Genomic DNA, 16,717 nt, shown 5'->3' with positions numbered 1-16,717 from the left:
TCGACGTGAGCCGCGCGAGCCCCGTGCACCCCGTGCACCCCGTGAGCCGCGGTCACCGTCAGTGTCCCGCCCGCTGCGGGCCCCGGCCGGTGATCCGTTCCAGCTCCGCCAGCAGCGCCTCCAGCCAGGCGTCCGCGGCGTAGTAGCCGCCCGGCGCCCCGGCCGGGACGGCCTCCGACGCACCCCCGCTCCCGAGCGGCGCGTCGGGGGCCTTCCCGTTTCCCCCGATCGGGTCCAGCACCGCGGACAGCAGCAGCATCCGCCCCGCCACCCGGTCCCCCAGCCGCGTCAGCGCGGCGGCCGCCTCCGGTTCCAGCGGCGGTACGAGAACGGGCGCCGCCGGCCCCCGCACCGGTGCGGGCGCCAGCAGCACCCGGTCGGCGCCCCACAGGGCGTGGTGCCCGGTGAGCAGCACCGCCTGCCAGTCGACCTCCGGGGACTCCCCCTTCCCGGCCCCCGGCTCGCTCTGCAGCTGCGCGAACGCCGACTCCGCCAGCACGAGCGCATGCCGCAGCGACCCGTGTTCCGGGGGCGCGTCCGGATCCCGTACCCCGCCGGCGGCGACGGCCGCGGTCGTGGTGACCACGGCCTCGGCCGCGGACCTCAGCAGCACCACGCCCGAGCGCCGTACCTCCTGCTGCGCTCCGCGCGGCCAGGCCAGCAGTCCGAAGACCGCGCCGATCGCGCTCCCGACCAACACGTCCAGCAGCCGTACCTCGGCGAGCCGCCAGGTGGCGGGCGCCAGCTGGGCGAAGACCAGGGCCACCGTCGGCGCGAACAGCGCCTGCGCCCAGCCGACGCCCTTCACCGGCCCCACCGTGAAGGTGAACATCAGCAGCGGAAGCAGTACGGCGGCGTACACCGTGGTGTGGGTGCCCACCAGGGCGATCACCCCGGCCGTACACAGGGCCCCGATCAGTGTCCCGGCCACCGCCTGGCGAATGCCGCTGCGGGTGGCGTCGAGGGTGGTGCGGGTGAGCGTGAGCGTCGCCAGCATCGCCCAGAAGCCGTGCGGCAGCGTGGCCAGTCCGGCGACGGCCCGGGCGGCGGCCAGCGCCAAACTGATCCGTACCGCGTTCTGGAAGAAGACCGACCGGCTCCCCGCGTGCCCCACCAGCCGCCGCCACCACAGCTCCGGCGCCCGCATCCCCGCGTACCAGAACCGGCCGATGGGCATGCCGGGCACGGCCTCCCGCCCCCGTACGGCCAGCCCCGCGGCCGTGGACAGCGCCAGCGCGGCGTCGGCCAGCTCCAGCAGGTCCGCCCGGAGGCGCAGCTCCGCCGGCGGGGCCCCCGCGGCCGGAGCGGCGGCGAGCAGCGCACGTTCCCGGCCCGGTCCGGAGTCCGCCGTCCCGGCACCTGAAACACCCCGCAGCAGCGCGGCGCTGTCCGCCGCGGACCGCCCGACGGCGCGCAGCAGGCCGAGGCCCGCTTCCGTGGGGGCGCGACCCGGCGGCGGGGCGGGCAGCCGGCCCAGCCGGTTCAGCAGGGTGCGGGCCGCCAGCCCGGCGTGGGCCAGGCCGCGGGAGCGGACCCCGGGCCCGGCGGGGCGTTCCGCCTCCGGGACCTTCGAGGGCCGCAGCGCCATGGCCGCGGCCGTGGCGGCGGCGCCCGCGGCCGGGGACAGCTCGTACGGGGCCCGGGCCAGTTCCCCGGCGCAGCGTTCGGCGGTGACCGCGGCGCGGGCGGCGAGCTCCCGGTAGGGCACGGTCGGCGGATCGGGCAGGACGAGGGCCTCGGCGATCACCAGCAGCAGGATCCCGGTGGTGGTGCCGACGAGCCGCTCCCCCAGGGTGTCCGGGGCATACGGCGGGAAGGACGGCAGGATGTACAGCAGCTGAAGCCCCGGCGCGGCGCCCGCGGGTCGGGGCCCGCCCGCGGCGACGAAGGCCAGCGCGAAGCCGATGACCAGCATCCCGGCGACCGCGCTCCAGGTCCGTACGGCCAGGAAGGTGCCCACGACCACCAGCAGCCAGGCCGCCGGAAGCAGCCTCAGCAGCACGGCGGCCCGCTGCCGCCCGGTCCCCGGGATGCGCGACAACCCGGCCAGCGCCACCGCGGCGAACAACGCGTAGGTGGCCGCCACGGACTGCCCGAAGCCGTACAGGAAGAGGTAGAACCCGGCCCCCGCGGCCAGCGTGACCCGCAGCGATCGGCGGGCCGCGGCCGCGTAGGCGGCGCCGTTCGTACCCATGCCCCCAGGATCGGCCACCCGCGGCACCCCGGCACCCGCGCCGGCCGACCTCCGCCGCTACGTCCCGGACGCGCCGCCCGCCTGGGCCCGGATGGTCGAGATCGGCTGAATCACCGGGCGCAGCCCGGGCACAGCCCGCGGTAGGTGACCTCGGCCCCGGAGACCTCGAAGCCGAACCGTCCCTCGGGCGGGAGGCCGGCCAGGGGGTCTCCGGTCGGGTGGACGTCGCGGATGAGGCCGCAGCCGGAGCAGATCAGGTGCTGGTGGGGGCGGTGCGCGTTGGGGTCGTACCGCTTGGCGCGGCCGTCGGTGGAGACCTCCACCACCTCGCCGAGGGAGACCAGCTCGCCGAGGGCGTTGTAGACGGTCGCCCGGGAGATCTCGGGCAGCAGCTGCGCCGCGCGGGCGTGCACCTCGTCGGCCGTGAGGTGCACGTGGTCGCCGTTGAGGACCTCCGCAACGACACGGCGCTGGGAGGTCAGCCGCCAGCCACGCTCTCGCAGTCGCTCCAGCAGGTCACTCATATCGGTCCACCTCTTCAGGATCGACGGGGTTCCCGAACCTTCACCGGAAATTATCCGGGATCCGATTTGATATGGCTTTGACACGGTTCTTGACTTGGACTCCGTCCATCGTAGGATCGGTTTCGTCGTTAGCCAAGTGACAAGAAGATGCCGAGTGCGGTCCGAGACGAAGCCGTGACGGATGTGCCCCGCCCGGTCCGCCGCACGCAGTTCCTCTCAGCACCATGACCCCCCGGGTCCGGAAGGATTCCCATGTCTGAGAACCATGACGTACACGCCGCAGACGCGAACGCTGAGGCCGGCGGCTGCCCCGTCGCGCACGGTCGCGCCTCGCACCCGACCCAAGGCGGCGGAAACCGCCAGTGGTGGCCGGATCGCCTCAACCTGAAGATCCTCGCGAAGAACCCCGCCGTGGCGAACCCGCTCGGTGAGGAGTTCGACTACGCCGAGGCGTTCAACAACCTCGACCTCGCGGCCCTGAAGCGGGACATCGCCGAGGTCCTCACCTCTTCCCAGGACTGGTGGCCGGCCGACTTCGGCAACTACGGCCCGCTCATGATCCGTATGGCCTGGCACAGCGCCGGCACGTACCGCATCAGCGACGGCCGCGGCGGCGCGGGCGCCGGCCAGCAGCGTTTCGCCCCCCTGAACTCCTGGCCGGACAACGGCAACCTGGACAAGGCCCGCCGTCTGCTGTGGCCGGTCAAGCAGAAGTACGGCCAGTCCATCTCCTGGGCCGACCTGATGATCCTCACCGGCAACGTCGCCCTGGAGACCATGGGCTTCAAGACCTTCGGCTTCGCCGGCGGCCGCGCCGACGTGTGGGAGGCCGACGAGGACGTCTACTGGGGTCCCGAGACCACCTGGCTCGGCGACGAGCGCTACACCGGCGACCGCGAGCTGGAGAGCCCGCTCGGCGCGGTCCAGATGGGTCTGATCTACGTCAACCCGGAGGGCCCCAACGGCAACCCGGACCCGATCGCCGCGGCCCGCGACATCCGCGAGACCTTCCGCCGCATGGCGATGAACGACGAGGAGACCGTCGCCCTCATCGCCGGTGGCCACACCTTCGGCAAGACCCACGGCGCGGGCCCGGCGGACAACGTCGGCGCCGACCCCGAGGCCGCCCCGCTCGAGGCCCAGGGCTTCGGCTGGTCCAGCACGTACGGCTCCGGCAAGGGCGCCGACGCGATCACCAGTGGTCTCGAGGTCACCTGGACCAGCACCCCGACCGCGTGGGGCAACGAATTCTTCAAGAACCTGTTCGAGTACGAGTACGAGCTCACCCAGAGCCCGGCCGGCGCGAACCAGTGGGTGGCGAAGAACGCCGAGGCGATCATCCCCGACGCCTTCGACGCGTCGAAGAAGCACCTCCCGACCATGCTCACCACGGACCTGTCGCTGCGTTTCGACCCGGTCTACGAGCAGATCTCGCGCCGCTTCTACGAGAACCCGGACCAGTTCGCGGACGCCTTCGCCCGCGCCTGGTACAAGCTCACGCACCGTGACATGGGCCCGATCGTGCGCTACCTCGGCCCGGAGGTCCCCGCCGAGACGCTGCTGTGGCAGGACCCGCTGCCGGCCCGCGAGGGCGAGCTGATCGACGCCGCGGACATCGCCTCCCTCAAGGAGCAGATCCTCGGTTCGGACCTCACGGTCTCCCAGCTGGTCTCCGCGGCCTGGGCCGCGGCCTCCTCCTTCCGCGGCAGCGACAAGCGCGGCGGCGCCAACGGTGCCCGCATCCGCCTGGAGCCGCAGCGCAACTGGGAGGTCAACAACCCGGACGACCTCGCGCAGGTGCTCCGCACGCTCGAGGGCATCCAGGCCGCCTTCAACTCCGGCGCCAAGAAGGTCTCGCTGGCCGACCTCATCGTGCTCGCGGGCTCCGCGGCCGTCGAGAAGGCCGCCAAGGACGGTGGCGTCGAGGTCGAGGTGCCGTTCACCGCGGGCCGTGTCGACGCGACGCAGGAGCAGACGGACGTCGAGTCCTTCGCCGCGCTCGAGCCGTCCTCGGACGGGTTCCGCAACTACGTCGGCAAGGGCACCCGCCTGCCGGCCGAGTACCTGCTGCTCGACAAGGCGAACCTGCTGACCGTCTCCGCTCCCGAGCTGACGGTCCTCGTCGGTGGTCTGCGCGTCCTGGGCGCCAACCACGCCGGCTCGAAGCACGGCGTCTTCACGGACCGCCCGGGCACCCTGTCCAACGACTACTTCGTCAACCTGCTCGACATGGGCACGACGTGGAAGTCGACGTCCGCCGCGCAGGACGAGTACGAGGGCCGTGACGCCTCGGGCGCCGTCAAGTGGACCGGCACCCGCGCCGACCTCGTCTTCGGCTCGCACTCCGAGCTGCGCGCCCTCGCGGAGGTCTACGCGGGCAACGACGCCAAGGAGAAGTTCGTGAAGGACTTCGTCTCGGCGTGGAGCAAGGTCATGGACCTCGACCGGTTCGACCTGGTCTGATCGACTACGTCCGGGCCGGCCCCCACGGGCCGGCCCGGACGTCTTCGTGCCGCGTGAAGACTGCGGGAAATCCGCGGGACGCCCGCGGTCTTGTGCGGGATGACGGGCTTCCGCATACTCCCCGGAGCGCTTGTCAGGAACACGCCATTCCTGACGGGCCTCACAGGGCCCACCACCCCACGGGCCCCGACGCTCCGAGGAGGAGACCAGTGAGGAACACGCGCACCTCGTCCCGCACCACCCCCACCACCCGGCGCACCGCGATCGCGACCGCCGCCATCGGCCTGCTGGCGGCCACCGTCCTCACCGGGCAGGCCGCGGAGGCCGCCGCCCCCAAGACCTTCGGCGCGGCCGAACTCGCCGCGGTCGACCGGGCCGTGCTCGGCGCGGACGTCGGCGGCACCGCGTGGTACACGGACCCGGCGAGCGGGCGGGTCGTCGTCACGGCCGACAGCACCGTGTCCGAGGCCGGCCTCGCGAAGATCAGGAAGGCCGCGGGCGCCCACGCCGGCGCGCTGCGCGTCGAGCGCACTCCCGGGACGTTCACCCGCCTGCTCGGTCCGGGCGACGCCATCTACGGCGGCGGATACCGCTGTTCGGTCGCCTTCAACGCCGTCAGCGGCAGCACCCGGTACTTCCTGACCGCCGGCCACTGCGGCGACGTCGCCGACACCTGGTACACCAACTCCGCGCAGAGCACGCTGATCGGCCCCACCGTGGGCTCCAGCTTCCCCGGCAACGACTACGCCCTCGTCCGCTACGACAACGCGGCGATCAGCGCCCCCGGCGGCTTCACCGCCGCCAACGCCTACGTGGGCGAGCCGGTCAAGCGCAGCGGCTCCACCACGGGCACCAAGAGCGGTACGGTCACCGCCCTCAACGCCACCGTCCACTACAGCGGCGGCGGAACCGTCCGCGGGATGATCCAGACCAACGTGTGCGCGGAGCCCGGCGACTCGGGCGGTGCGCTCTACGACGGCACGAAGGCGCTCGGCATCACCTCCGGCGGCAGCGGCAACTGCTCCGTCGGCGGCACGACCTTCTACCAGCCGGTCCCCGAGGTCCTCGCCAAGTACAAGGTCTCCCTGTACTGACCCGCACCGCCGCGCGGGGCCGTCATCCGATGCCGGCCCCGCCGGTGGATCTTTCATACCTCTGAGTGAGCTCGCGGGCCACGGGGCGGAATCGCGTTCCCCGTTCCCTAGGGTGGGTCCGAGGGCGGCGGGCAGCCGCCCGACGGCACGTCTCATGCTCGGGAGCTTGCGTGGCGCAGCACCTCACGACGTCACTCCGCCTGCGGCTTCGGTACAGGTTCGACAATCTGGTGGCGGGCGGAACGGCCGGGCTCGTCGGCTGGCTCGCCCTGGGCTGCCTCGCCGTCGTGATCCCGGCGAGCGCGGTCCTCGTCTGGTCCGGGCCGACGCCTCCGACGACCCTCGCCGGGCGGCTCACGGCGGTGTGGGTCAGCGTCGGTCAGACCCTCAAGCTCGGGGGCGCGGTCGGTTCCCCGCTCCACGTCCTGGCCTCCGTCACGCTCGCGCTGGTGGCGCTGCTCTTCGTGTCGACCCTGGTCAGTCTGATCACCACGGGCATCAACAAGCGCCTCATGCTGCTCCGCCGGGGCCATTCCACCGTGCTGGAGGCGGGGCACACCGTGGTCCTGGGATGGTCCGACCAGGTCTACCCCGTGGTCGGGGAGCTGGTCGCCGCCAACGCCAACCAGCGGCGTGCGGCCGTCGCCGTCCTCGCGCCGAAGGACAAGGTGGAGATGGAGGACGAGATCTCCGCCCGCGTCACCGACACCGGCACGACGCGGATCATCTGCCGCAACGGCAGCACCACCGACCCCACCGAGCTCCGCCGGGTGAGTCCGGAGACGGCGAAGGCCGTACTGGTGCTGCCTTCCGGCGGGGAGGACGCCGACGCCCACGTGGTGAAGACGCTGCTCGCCCTCGGCGCGGCCGTCCCCGGGGACGGCGGAGCGGTGGTGGTCGCGGCGGTCCGCGACACCCGCAACCACCTGACCGCCGGGCTGGCCGCCGGGCCGGGCGGACACGTCCTGTGCGTGGACGACATCGTCGCCCGGCTCCTCGTCCAGACCGCCCGCCAGCCCGGCCTCTCGCTCGTGTACCAGGAGCTCCTGGACTTCGAGGGCGACGAGTTCTACACCGCCGCCGCACAGGGGCTCGCCGGGCGCACCTTCGGCGAGGCTCTGCTGTCCTTCGCCACCTCTTCGGCGGTCGGCCTGCTGCGCGCGGACGGCGGCGTCGCGCTCAATCCGGATCCGGGGACGCCGATCGGCGCGGGCGACCGGATCATCGTCATCTCGCGGGACGACGACACGGCCGTCCAGCTGGACGTGGCCTCCTGGGTCGACGAGGGGGCCATCGTGGCGGCCGCCCCACGGCCCGCCCTGCCCGAACGCCTGCTCCTGCTCGGCTGGAACCGCCGCGCCCCGCTCGTCGTCGAGCAGCTCGACCAGTACGTGGGCCCCGGGAGCACCCTGGACGTCGTGGCCCTGGGCGCCGGCGACCTCGGCATCCCCCGGCAGCGACTCGAAGTGGCCTTCCACGACGGGGACATCACCGATCCCCTGGTCCTCGCCAAGCTGGACGTGCCCTCGTACGACAGCGTGATCGTCGTGGGCGAGGAGACCTGCCGGGAACCGGCGGCCCCGGCCACGACCACGGCCGACACGGAGTCGCGGACGGACGACCGGACACTGGTCACCCTGCTCCATCTGCGGGCCATCGGGGAGGCCGCGCAGCGCGAGCTCTCGCTCACCACCGAGATGTCGGACGACGGCAACCGGCTCCTCGCGCCCGCCCGGGAGGGCGCGGACTTCATCGTGAGCGGCCGGCTGATCAGCCTCCTGATGACCCAGATCTCGGAGAGCCCTCATCTCGCGCTGGTCTTCGAGGAGTTGTTCAGCGCGGAGGGGAACGAGCTGTACCTGAAGCCCGCCGCGGACTACGTCCGGGCCGGCTCCGAGATCGGCTTCGCCACCGCCGTCGAGGCGGCGCGCCGCCGCGGTGAATGCGCGGTCGGCTTCCGCCTGCGAGCCCGGGCAGGCATCGGTCCCGACTTCGGCGTGCGGATCAACCCGGACAAGCGGGAGCGGATCCGCCTGGGCGAGGGCGACTGGCTGATCGTCCTCGCCGAGGGCTGACGGCGGACCGGAACCTACTGCGCCTGGTGGACCTCCAGGGCGGTCCGTACCGCCGATTCCAGGGCACCTTCGATCCACGCGGGCTTGATGGAGGTGTGGCAGCCGGCGAAGTGCAGGTTGCCTTCCGCCTTGCGGACGTGGGGGAAGAGCTCGGTGTGCTGGCCGGGCAGCAGTACGGAGGCCTCGCCGTAGGCGTACGGGTCGCGCATCCAGGACTGGGTGCGGCCGACTCCGGTGTAGAACACCTCGATCCGCTGCCCGAACACCTCCTGGACCCCGGCGAGCGCGCGCGGGTAGCGCTCCTCGTCGTCGAGGGAGTCCCACTTCAGCGCGTCGTCGGACCAGCTGTAGGAGGCGAGGACCACGCCTCCGGCGCTGCCTTCGACCGGGTAGGAGGGCTGGAACATGAAGCGGTTCGGGTTGTCGGTCGCCGAGCCGCCGCCGATGACACCGGCCGCCTCGGGCTGGTCGCGGGTGACCACGCGGCAGGCGGCGTAGTGGGCGCGCTGGGCGTCCGAGATGCGGCCGTCGGGTACGGAGGAGTGGGCGCCCAGCAGGGACCCGTCCGCCGAGGTCTTCGCGACCTGGTAGTTCCGGTACAGACCGGGCTTGACGGCTTCCAGTTCGCGCTTCCAGTCGGCTTCGTCGAACTCCCACCAGCGACGGCTGAATTCCAGCAGCACCTTGGTGGCGGCGTCGTAGTGCAGTTCGGTGACGGCGCGCCGCTTGCCGTACGAGAGCGCGGGTGCGACCGGGATGTGCCGCAGCCCGGAGAAGGGCACCGTGATGATCGCGGTGTCGCCGGTGAAGGTCTCCCGCCGCACGGTGCCGTCGCGGCCCTCGGAGACGGTGTCGATGCTGACCTTGCCCCCGCCGTGCGTGATCCGGGTGGCGCGCCGGTCGAGCCGTACGAGGTCCTTGACCCGGGCGTAGAGCGCGTCGGCCAATGTGGCGGTGCCGTCGGGGAGTTCGAAGAAGGCGGTGTCGGGGCTGATCAGCGAGGCCCCGATGAAGCTGTGGATGAAGGCGAGGTGGAGGCGGGAGGTGAGGTTCTCGACGGTGCCGATCAGGTCGATGGTCCGCTCGTCGAGCTTCGCCTCCTCGGTGAGGTAGCGGTACATCGACATGTGGCCGTACCGCTGGACGACGCGCGCCCAGCCCTCGACGAGCTCCTTGTCCTTCCTGCCCTCGATCTCCTTGCGCACGGGGGCGAAGGCGTTCCGCACGATCTGGGAGGCGGGCAGGGACTCGTAGGCCTTCGGAACGCCGAAGGAGCGGTTGAGGGCCTGGGGGCTGCGCGCGTAGTCGGCCCGGCGCACCCGGATGCCGTTGACGTAGATCCACGTCCGGTACGCGGGGCGGCCGGCCCCGTCGACGTCGACCAGGTGGAAGCGCCTGCGCTTCAGGCCCAGGCTGTCGATCAGCCCGGTGACCAGCGGGTGGCTGTCGGGGATGCGCATGGCCCCGGCCTCGGCGTACTGCTTCGGGTCCGCGAAGGGAGCCGCGGCCTTCTCGTGGCCGCCGGTGCGGAAGGTCTTGATGCGGCCGCCCACCCGGTTGGCGTTGGCCTCGATGACCGTGACCTTGTGCCCGGCCTCGCGCAGCAGGTGGGCGGCGGTGAGCCCGGCGGGCCCGGCGCCGACGACCAGCACCTGCTTGCCGGGACGGCCCGCGGCGCCGCGGTTCTTGGGCAGGCCGTCCTTGAGGAGGACGTCCGCGTAGCGCGGTACGAGCGGCTGGTCCTTCTCGTCCCGTACGAGGATGGCCCGGGCGACGGTCAGGCAGGTGTCCCAGTCGGGACCGGCGGAACCGGAGGGTGCCTGGGGGGTCTCGGCGTTGGCGGCGGCGACCGTCAGCGTGGCGGCGCCGGCGACGGCGGCCGCGCCGGCGATGACCTTGCGGCGCGAGGGCCGGCGAGCGGGCTCCGGGGCGGGCTCGGCGGAGGGTTCGGGGGCGGGGAGCGGGTCCGTGATCATGAGCCAACTCTTGCGGCCTCCCGGCGGCCCGGACGACCGAAAGCCCCTCGGGCGGTGAACAACCACCCAGACGTGCGGGGCGGTCAACCCGGCGCTGACGCACTGGATTTCGTACGGCCGGCCCCCTCCGCAGGGCCGGCCGTACGAGACCACGCGAACCACGGGGACTACTGGCGCGAGCCGATGACGTCCGCGGGGCGGCCGGCCAGTGCGAGGCGGCCCGGGATCAGCGTGGCCGACGCGGTCAGCGCCGCCGCGAAGCCGAGGACGCCCAGGTACATCCACGGGTCGATCGACGGGGAAGCCGAGCCCGTCATGCCGATGCTGAAGGCGGTGAGCACCGCGAAGGCGATCCCGGTGCCCAGCACCGCGGAGATCAGCACCACCTGCGCGGCCTCGATGCGGAGCATGCGCATCACCTGGCGGCGGGTGGTGCCGACCAGCTGGAGCAGGGCGAACTCCCGGGTGCGGTCCGAGACGGACATGGCCAGGGTGTTGACCACGGCGATCGCGGTGAAGGCGATGATCAGGCCCATCGCGACGTAGTTGACCTCGGCGTTGGACTGCTGGGCCTCGGCCTGGAGGTCCGCCACCTGGTCGCGGTCCAGAACGGCGACACCGGGCAGGCCGATCAGCGCCTGCCGCAGCTCGGCGCGCCCTGCCCCGCCGTCCCCGGCGGTCTTGACGAGCAGGGAGGAGGCGAGGGGGTTGTCGACGTGCCGTGAGACCAGCGCGTGGGACATGGTGAGGTCACCGAAGCCCAGCCCGCGCTCGTAGACCGCGGCCACGTCCAGCTCGGTCTCCGTGCCGTCGCCCAGGGTCAGCTTGAGCTTGTCCCCCGGCTTCTTGCCCAGGCTGTCGGCCGCGACCTCGCTGAGCGCGACGCTCTGCGGGCCGAAGCCGTCGAGGCTGCCGCCGGTGACGCCCGGGTCCCAGGTGCGGGTCAGGCCCTCGGTGGACACGCCCTGCGCCGGGTACTTCTCCAGGCCCACGCGCACGGAGGTCCGTACGACCTCGGTCACCGCCGTCACCCCGGGGACCGTGCGCAGCCGCTGCGCCGCGTCGCCGGGCACCCCGGGACCGGCCGAGCCGACGACCCAGTCGGCCTTGTTGCCGGCCTGCGCCTGGGCGGTGGCGGCCGCGCCCATCGTGGTCTGTACGAAGAACACCGTGCAGGCCATCCCGATCAGCAGGGCCAGCGGCGTCACGGCGGCCGCCACCCGCTTGGTGTTCGCGCGGGCATTGGCCGTGGCCAGGTGCCCGGCGACCCGGGAGGCGCGCAGCGGCACCCCGAGGGCCCCGACGGCGATCCGGGCGATCAGCGGCCCGAGCAGCGAGACCGCCACGGAGAGCACCACCACCGACAAGAAGGTCACCGGGGTGGAGGCGGGCTCGCTGCGCAGCGACCCGAGGACGGCGAGCAGCACGACCCCGCCGACCAGGAACGCGGCGCCGGCGCCGAGCCGGCCCCAGGTCAGGGTCCGCTGTTCCATGGCCGCCTCGGAGAGGGCCTCGGCGGGACGGATGCGGGCGGCGCGCCGGGCGGAGATCCGCGCGGCGGCCCAGGCACCGAGCAGGGCCGCGCCGATGGCGGCGAAGAACGGGAAGACGCTGAAGGTGACTTCGAGGGTCTCGGGGATCGTCTTGAAGCCGACGAACCGGCCGTGCAGCCAGTAGGCGATGGGCAGTCCGGCGAGGGAGCCGAGCACTCCGGCGAAGAAACCGACGATCAGCGCCTCCCGGCCGATGAGCTGCCGGACCTGCCTGGGGGTCGCCGCGATGGCGCGCAGCAGGGCCAGCTCGCGGTAGCGCTGCTGGATGGAGAGGGCGAAGGTGCCGACGACCACGAGGACGGCGACGAGCAGCGAGGTGCCGCCGATGGCGCCGCCCATGGAGACAAGCTTGATCCGGGCCTTGGCCGCGTCGAGGAATTCGACCGGGCCACGTTCACCTCCGGTGACCACTTGGAAGGTGCCACCTCCGGTGACCACCTGGGCGGTGGTGCCGGTGAGGGCCTTCTTCACCTGCGCGGCGAGTTCGGCGGTGGAGACGCCGGGCTTGGGCAGCACGCCGACGACCGCGACCTGGTTCGTACGGCCGGAGAGCCGCTCGGCCTCGCCGTCGGAGAAGAACAGCGAGGTCTGCTGTTCGAGATTGCCCCCGGCGGGGGCGGCGATGCCGGTGACCCGGTAGGCGCGCGGGGTTCCGGTTGCCTGGACGGTCAGCTCGGTGCCGGTCTCGATGCCGGCCCGCCGGGCGAGTTCGCGGTCGACGACGACCTCGTTCGCGGCGGCCGGGGCCGCGCCCTCGGCCAGGGTGAAGGGGGTCAGCGGCGCCGAGGTCCAGGCGTGGCCGTACGAGGGCTTGCCGTCGACGCCCGGGACGATCTGTCCCTTGGTGGTGACCGCGTACGCCGGGAAGGTGATCTCGGGCAGCGCGGCCCGGACGGCGGGCAGGGATCCGAGGGTGTTCGCGGTGTCGGCGGGCAGCCAGACGCGCTCCCCGAGCGGCTTGGCCTTTTCCTTGGACTTGGTCTTCCCGTCCCCCTTGTCCTTGACGGTGACCTGATGGACGTTCTGGTCACCGCCGACGATCACCGGGGCGCCGGCGTACCGCTCGGTGCCGATGGTGCCCCTGAGTCCGGTCTCCAGCAAGATGCCGCAGGCCGTGACCAGTGCGGCGGCGCAGAAGAGCGCGAGGAAGGCCCCGATGAAGCCGCCCTTGCGGGCGCGCAGCGTCTGCAAGGCATACCGCAGCATCAGGCCCACGCTCCCAGGTGGGTCATGCGGTCGGCGACGCGGTCGGCGGTCGGCGCCTGCATGCGGTCGGCGATGCGGCCGTCGGCGAGGAAGAGGACGGTGTCGGCGTAGGAGGCGGCGACCGGGTCGTGGGTGACCATCACGACGGTCTGACGGGTCTCGTCGACGCAGGAGCGCAGCAGGGAGAGGATCTCCTTGGCGGTCACGGTGTCGAGGGCGCCGGTGGGCTCGTCGCCGAAGATGACGTCGGGCCGGGTGATCAGGGCGCGGGCGATCGCCACCCGCTGCTGCTGGCCGCCCGACAGCTCGGCGGGCCGGTGGGTGGCCCGGCCGCCGAGGCCGACGCGGGTGAGGATCTCCTCCAGCCAGGCCGGGTCGAGGCGTTCGCCGGCCAGGCGCAGCGGGAGCTCCACGTTCTGTCGTACCGACAGCGAGGGGATCAGGTTGAAGGCCTGGAAGACGAAACCGATACGGCGGCGGCGCAGTTCGGTCAGCTGGGTCTCGTTCATGCCGCCCAGCTCGGTGTCGCCGATGTAGGCGGACCCGCTGGACGGCTTGTCCAGGCCGGCGGCGCAGTGCAGGAAGGTCGACTTTCCGGAACCGGAGGGCCCCATGACGGCCGTGAACGAGCCTCGCTCGATCCCGACGGAGACCCCGTCCAGGGCGCGTACTCCGCGCCCGGCCTTGCCGTACTCCTTCACGACCCCGTCCAGGCGCAGGGCAAGGTCCGGGGATCCGGCGCGGTCGGCCAACCGCGCCGGTTCGACTGTGCGTGACATCGCAGACTCCACAACTCGGCAGGTTTCTTGTCTGCGTTGACGTTATGGATCGGCCATATCGGCGGCCTATCGAGCGGTTAAGCGCCACGGTTAAGCGCCGCGTTCACCTTCTCCTCCCAGGGCGGGGAGCCGATGCGCCGGAAGATGGCGAGCGCGTCGGTCAGATGCTCCCGCCCCTCCTCCTCGCGTCCCCTCCCCGTGCGGGCTTCGCCGAGCGCGAGCAGGATCTGGCCCTCGACCATGGGGCTCCGGGTGCGGCGGGCGACGTCCAGCCCTTCGAGGAAGGCCCGCTCGGCCGCTTCAGCCGAACCCGCCAGGAGCCGGGTCTCGGCGAGACCCAGCAGCGTGTAGGCGAGGCCGAGCAGATCGGACCGGTCCCTGACGATCTCCATGGCCCGGGTGAACTCGATCTCCGCCGTGTCCAGGTGGCCCAGCGCCAGGTGGGCACAGGCCAGCCGGTGCCTGGCCTGCGCCAGACTGCGCCGGTCCACCCCGATGCCCTCGCACACGCGGATGGCTGCCCGGCACAGGTCCAACGCCTCCTCCGGCCGCCCCTGGTCGAGGGCGCACTGCGCCAAGCTCTGGAGCACGTACGACTCGGACGAACGGTCAGCCACGGCCCGGAACACCGGGAGGACCTCCCGCAGCCGCTCCTGTGCCCGGCCGTACTCACCTCGGAGCCGGTCGATCAGGGAAAGACCGCTCAGGACCAGCGCCCGCCCGTGGGCCTCCCCCGCCTCGGTGTAGAGCACGAGAGCCCGCTCGTACCATTCGGTCGCTTCCGTGAGTCTGCGCAGGCGCAGCTCCACCGCGCCCAGCTCGTGCTCCATGACCGCCTGGCCCCGGAGGTTGCCCGCGATGCGTGCCGCATCAAGGGCGTACTCGCTGCACCGGCGCCAGTCCTCCAGGTAGTTGCGGAATCCGAAGAGCGACTCCATGGATGCGACCAGCTCCCAGGCCAGTTCGTCCATGCCCATCCGAGCCGACTGCTCGACGACGGCGACCAGCGGAAGCCGTTCGGCCTCGAACCACTCCAGCGGAGACGCCAGCAGCTCTTCCAGCAGAACGGGGTCGATGTCACGGCGGGCGGCGTCGCCGCGCACCCTTCCGAAGGCGCCGCCGTACTCGCGCTGGTAGGCCTGGTCCGCGATGGCCAGGAAGGTACGGAACACACGGTCGCAGGCGGCCCACCGGTCCCCCTCGGGCTCCTCCTCCCGGACGCGCTCACCCGCGTACAGCCGCATCAGGTCGTGGAACCGGTAGCGCAGCTGCCCGGTGCAGTCGACCCCGACGACCTGGAGGAACTGAGTGTCCACGAGGTGCTCCATGAGCCGCTCCGCGTCCAGGACCTCGATGTCCATCAGCGCCGCCCCGACCCACGCGGTGAAGTCGGCTACGGAGAGCAGCCCGAGGAAGCGGTAGAGCCGGGCCGCGTCCTTCGGGAGGTAGCGGTAGCTCAGCTCGAAGCTCGCTCGCACCTGGGACTCGCCCTGGCTGAGCTCGTCCAGTCGGCGCCGCTCGTCGCTGAGCCGGGCGACCAGGTGGCGGACCGACCAGTGCGGCTTGGAGGCCAGCCGGGCCGCGGCGATGCGCAGGGCGAGGGGCAGCCGGTCGCAGAGCTCGGCCAGCCTCGTCGCCTCCTCGGGTGCGCCGGCGATCCGGGCCTCGCCGACGATGCGCCCGATGAGTTCGATCGACCGGTCCTCCGGGAGGAGCCCGAGGTGGACCCGGGCCGACTGGGGCCAGGTCACGAACTGCTCCAGCTGGTCCCGGCTGGTGACCAGGACGGTGCAGCAACCGCTGCCCGGCAGCAGGGGCCGGATCTGCGCGAAGGTGCGGACGTTGTCGAGCACCAGCAGCACCCGGCGGTCGGCCAGCACGCTGCGGTAGAGCGCGACACGGTCCTCCAGCCCGTCGGGGACGACATCGCTCTCCACCCCGAGGGAGCGCAGGAAGCGGCTGAGGATGTCGCCCGCCGCTGTCGGCGCCTGCTGTTCGTCGTAGCCCCGGAGGTCGGCGAACAGCCGCCCGTCCGGGAAGTGTTCGCTCACCCGGTGGGCCCAGCGGACGGCGAGGCCGGTCTTGCCGATTCCTGCCACGCCGGTGATCAGGCCCGTGGTGGGGGCGTGCCGGTCGCCGACTCCCTCCACCAGGGCGTCGAGGGCAGCGAGCTCCTCGGACCGTCCGGCGAACCCCGGTACGTCCGGGGGCAGTTCGGAAGGCACGATCAGGCCCCGCACGCTCGGGACCACGGTCTTCGCGGCGGTCGGGAGAGCCTGCGCGGAGCCTGCCGCACCGTCGACGGCCTGCGGCGCGGAGGGCGGGCCGAGCGCCGGGTCGTCCCGGAGGATCGCCTCGTGCAGTTCGACCAGTTCGGGTCCGGGCGCCATGCCGAGCTCGTCGATGAACCGGCGCCGCGCCTCCCGGAAGCTCTCCATCGCCTCGGCCCGCCGCCCGGATCGGTACTGGGCGAGGATGAGGTGGTAGCGGGTGCGCTCGCGCAGCGGGTGCTCGCGCACCATCGCGGCCAGTTCGGGCAACAGCAGCTGGTGCTGCCCCAGTGCGAGCTGGACGCCGGTCATCGCCTCGTAGGCGTTGATGCGTATCTCCTGCCACCGGGCGGCCTCGTCCTCGACGAGCTGCCCGGTGACCCCGGCGAGTGCCGGGCCGCGCCACAGGGCGAGTGCCGCCGCGTAGGCGCGCGCGGCATCGGCCGGTCTGCGCGCGCGGGTGGCGGCTTCCGCCTCGGCGACCAGCTCGCCGAAGGTGACGCTGTCGAGGGCGTGCCCGTCGACGCGCAGCACGTAGCCGGGATGCTCGGTGGCGATGACCTCCTCGTCCACGCCCTCGCTC

The 16,717-nt window shown here is 72.6% G+C and carries 9 protein-coding genes; 3 read left to right on the top strand and 6 right to left on the bottom strand.

The window, feature by feature from the left end; genetic code table 11:
• Nucleotides 1-58: 58 nt before the first annotated feature.
• Nucleotides 59-2,194: an FUSC family protein gene (locus tag OG625_RS33235; RefSeq protein WP_329388363.1), complete on the bottom strand. Its 2,136-nt coding sequence runs from the start codon at nucleotides 2,192-2,194 to the stop codon at nucleotides 59-61.
• Between the two features lie 110 nt (nucleotides 2,195-2,304).
• Complete coding sequence (locus tag OG625_RS33230) at nucleotides 2,305-2,718, bottom strand: Fur family transcriptional regulator (protein ID WP_329388362.1); 414 nt, start codon at nucleotides 2,716-2,718, stop codon at nucleotides 2,305-2,307.
• A 252-nt stretch (nucleotides 2,719-2,970) separates the two neighbouring features.
• Here OG625_RS33230 and katG point away from each other — a divergent pair, with 252 nt between their 5' ends.
• The 3 genes from katG to OG625_RS33215 all read left to right on the top strand — a co-directional run bounded on the left by katG (nucleotide 2,971) and on the right by OG625_RS33215 (nucleotide 8,350).
• Nucleotides 2,971-5,181 carry a catalase/peroxidase HPI gene (gene katG / locus OG625_RS33225; RefSeq protein ID WP_329388360.1) on the top strand — a complete coding sequence of 737 codons (2,211 nt, stop codon included), beginning with the start codon at nucleotides 2,971-2,973 and terminating at the stop codon, nucleotides 5,179-5,181.
• Nucleotides 5,182-5,390: 209 nt separating this feature from the next.
• A complete protein-coding gene (locus OG625_RS33220) occupies nucleotides 5,391-6,275 on the top strand; it encodes a S1 family peptidase (RefSeq protein WP_329388358.1) in 885 nt (294 codons plus the stop codon).
• A 170-nt stretch (nucleotides 6,276-6,445) separates the two neighbouring features.
• Nucleotides 6,446-8,350 (top strand): CASTOR/POLLUX-related putative ion channel, encoded by a 1,905-nt coding sequence (locus OG625_RS33215; protein WP_329388356.1) that lies wholly within the window; start codon nucleotides 6,446-6,448, stop codon nucleotides 8,348-8,350.
• 14 nt (nucleotides 8,351-8,364) lie between these two features.
• On the opposite strand, the gene OG625_RS33210 is transcribed toward OG625_RS33215, so the two are convergent.
• The 4 genes from OG625_RS33210 to OG625_RS33195 form a co-directional block, all read right to left on the bottom strand.
• On the bottom strand, nucleotides 8,365-10,326 hold the full coding sequence (locus OG625_RS33210; RefSeq protein WP_329388354.1) for a flavin monoamine oxidase family protein: 1,962 nt from the start codon (nucleotides 10,324-10,326) through the stop codon (nucleotides 8,365-8,367).
• Between the two features lie 167 nt (nucleotides 10,327-10,493).
• Nucleotides 10,494-13,085 (bottom strand): ABC transporter permease, encoded by a 2,592-nt coding sequence (locus OG625_RS33205; RefSeq protein ID WP_329388352.1) that lies wholly within the window; start codon nucleotides 13,083-13,085, stop codon nucleotides 10,494-10,496.
• On the bottom strand, nucleotides 13,085-13,864 hold the full coding sequence (locus tag OG625_RS33200; RefSeq protein WP_329388350.1) for an ABC transporter ATP-binding protein: 780 nt from the start codon (nucleotides 13,862-13,864) through the stop codon (nucleotides 13,085-13,087). Before OG625_RS33200 ends, OG625_RS33205 begins: the two co-directional genes overlap by 1 nt.
• Before the next feature lie 77 nt (nucleotides 13,865-13,941).
• Nucleotides 13,942-16,707 carry an AfsR/SARP family transcriptional regulator gene (locus OG625_RS33195; protein ID WP_329388348.1) on the bottom strand — a complete coding sequence of 922 codons (2,766 nt, stop codon included), beginning with the start codon at nucleotides 16,705-16,707 and terminating at the stop codon, nucleotides 13,942-13,944.
• Nucleotides 16,708-16,717 lie beyond the last annotated feature (10 nt).

It is taken from the genome of Streptomyces sp. NBC_01351 (assembly GCF_036237315.1).
Lineage (GTDB): Bacteria > Actinomycetota > Actinomycetes > Streptomycetales > Streptomycetaceae > Streptomyces.
This window is presented reverse-complemented; position numbering and strand designations above follow the sequence as displayed.

Bases quoted from the DNA above. Each gene is read 5' to 3' on its own strand.
- OG625_RS33235 (WP_329388363.1), bottom strand. From the start codon at position 2,194: ATGGGTACGAACGGCGCCGCCTACGCGGCCGCGGCCCGCCGATCGCTG.
- OG625_RS33230 (WP_329388362.1), bottom strand. From the start codon at position 2,718: ATGAGTGACCTGCTGGAGCGACTGCGAGAGCGTGGCTGGCGGCTGACC.
- katG (WP_329388360.1), top strand. From the start codon at position 2,971: ATGTCTGAGAACCATGACGTACACGCCGCAGACGCGAACGCTGAGGCC.
- OG625_RS33210 (WP_329388354.1), bottom strand. From the start codon at position 10,326: ATGATCACGGACCCGCTCCCCGCCCCCGAACCCTCCGCCGAGCCCGCC.
- OG625_RS33205 (WP_329388352.1), bottom strand. From the start codon at position 13,085: ATGCTGCGGTATGCCTTGCAGACGCTGCGCGCCCGCAAGGGCGGCTTC.
- OG625_RS33200 (WP_329388350.1), bottom strand. From the start codon at position 13,864: ATGTCACGCACAGTCGAACCGGCGCGGTTGGCCGACCGCGCCGGATCC.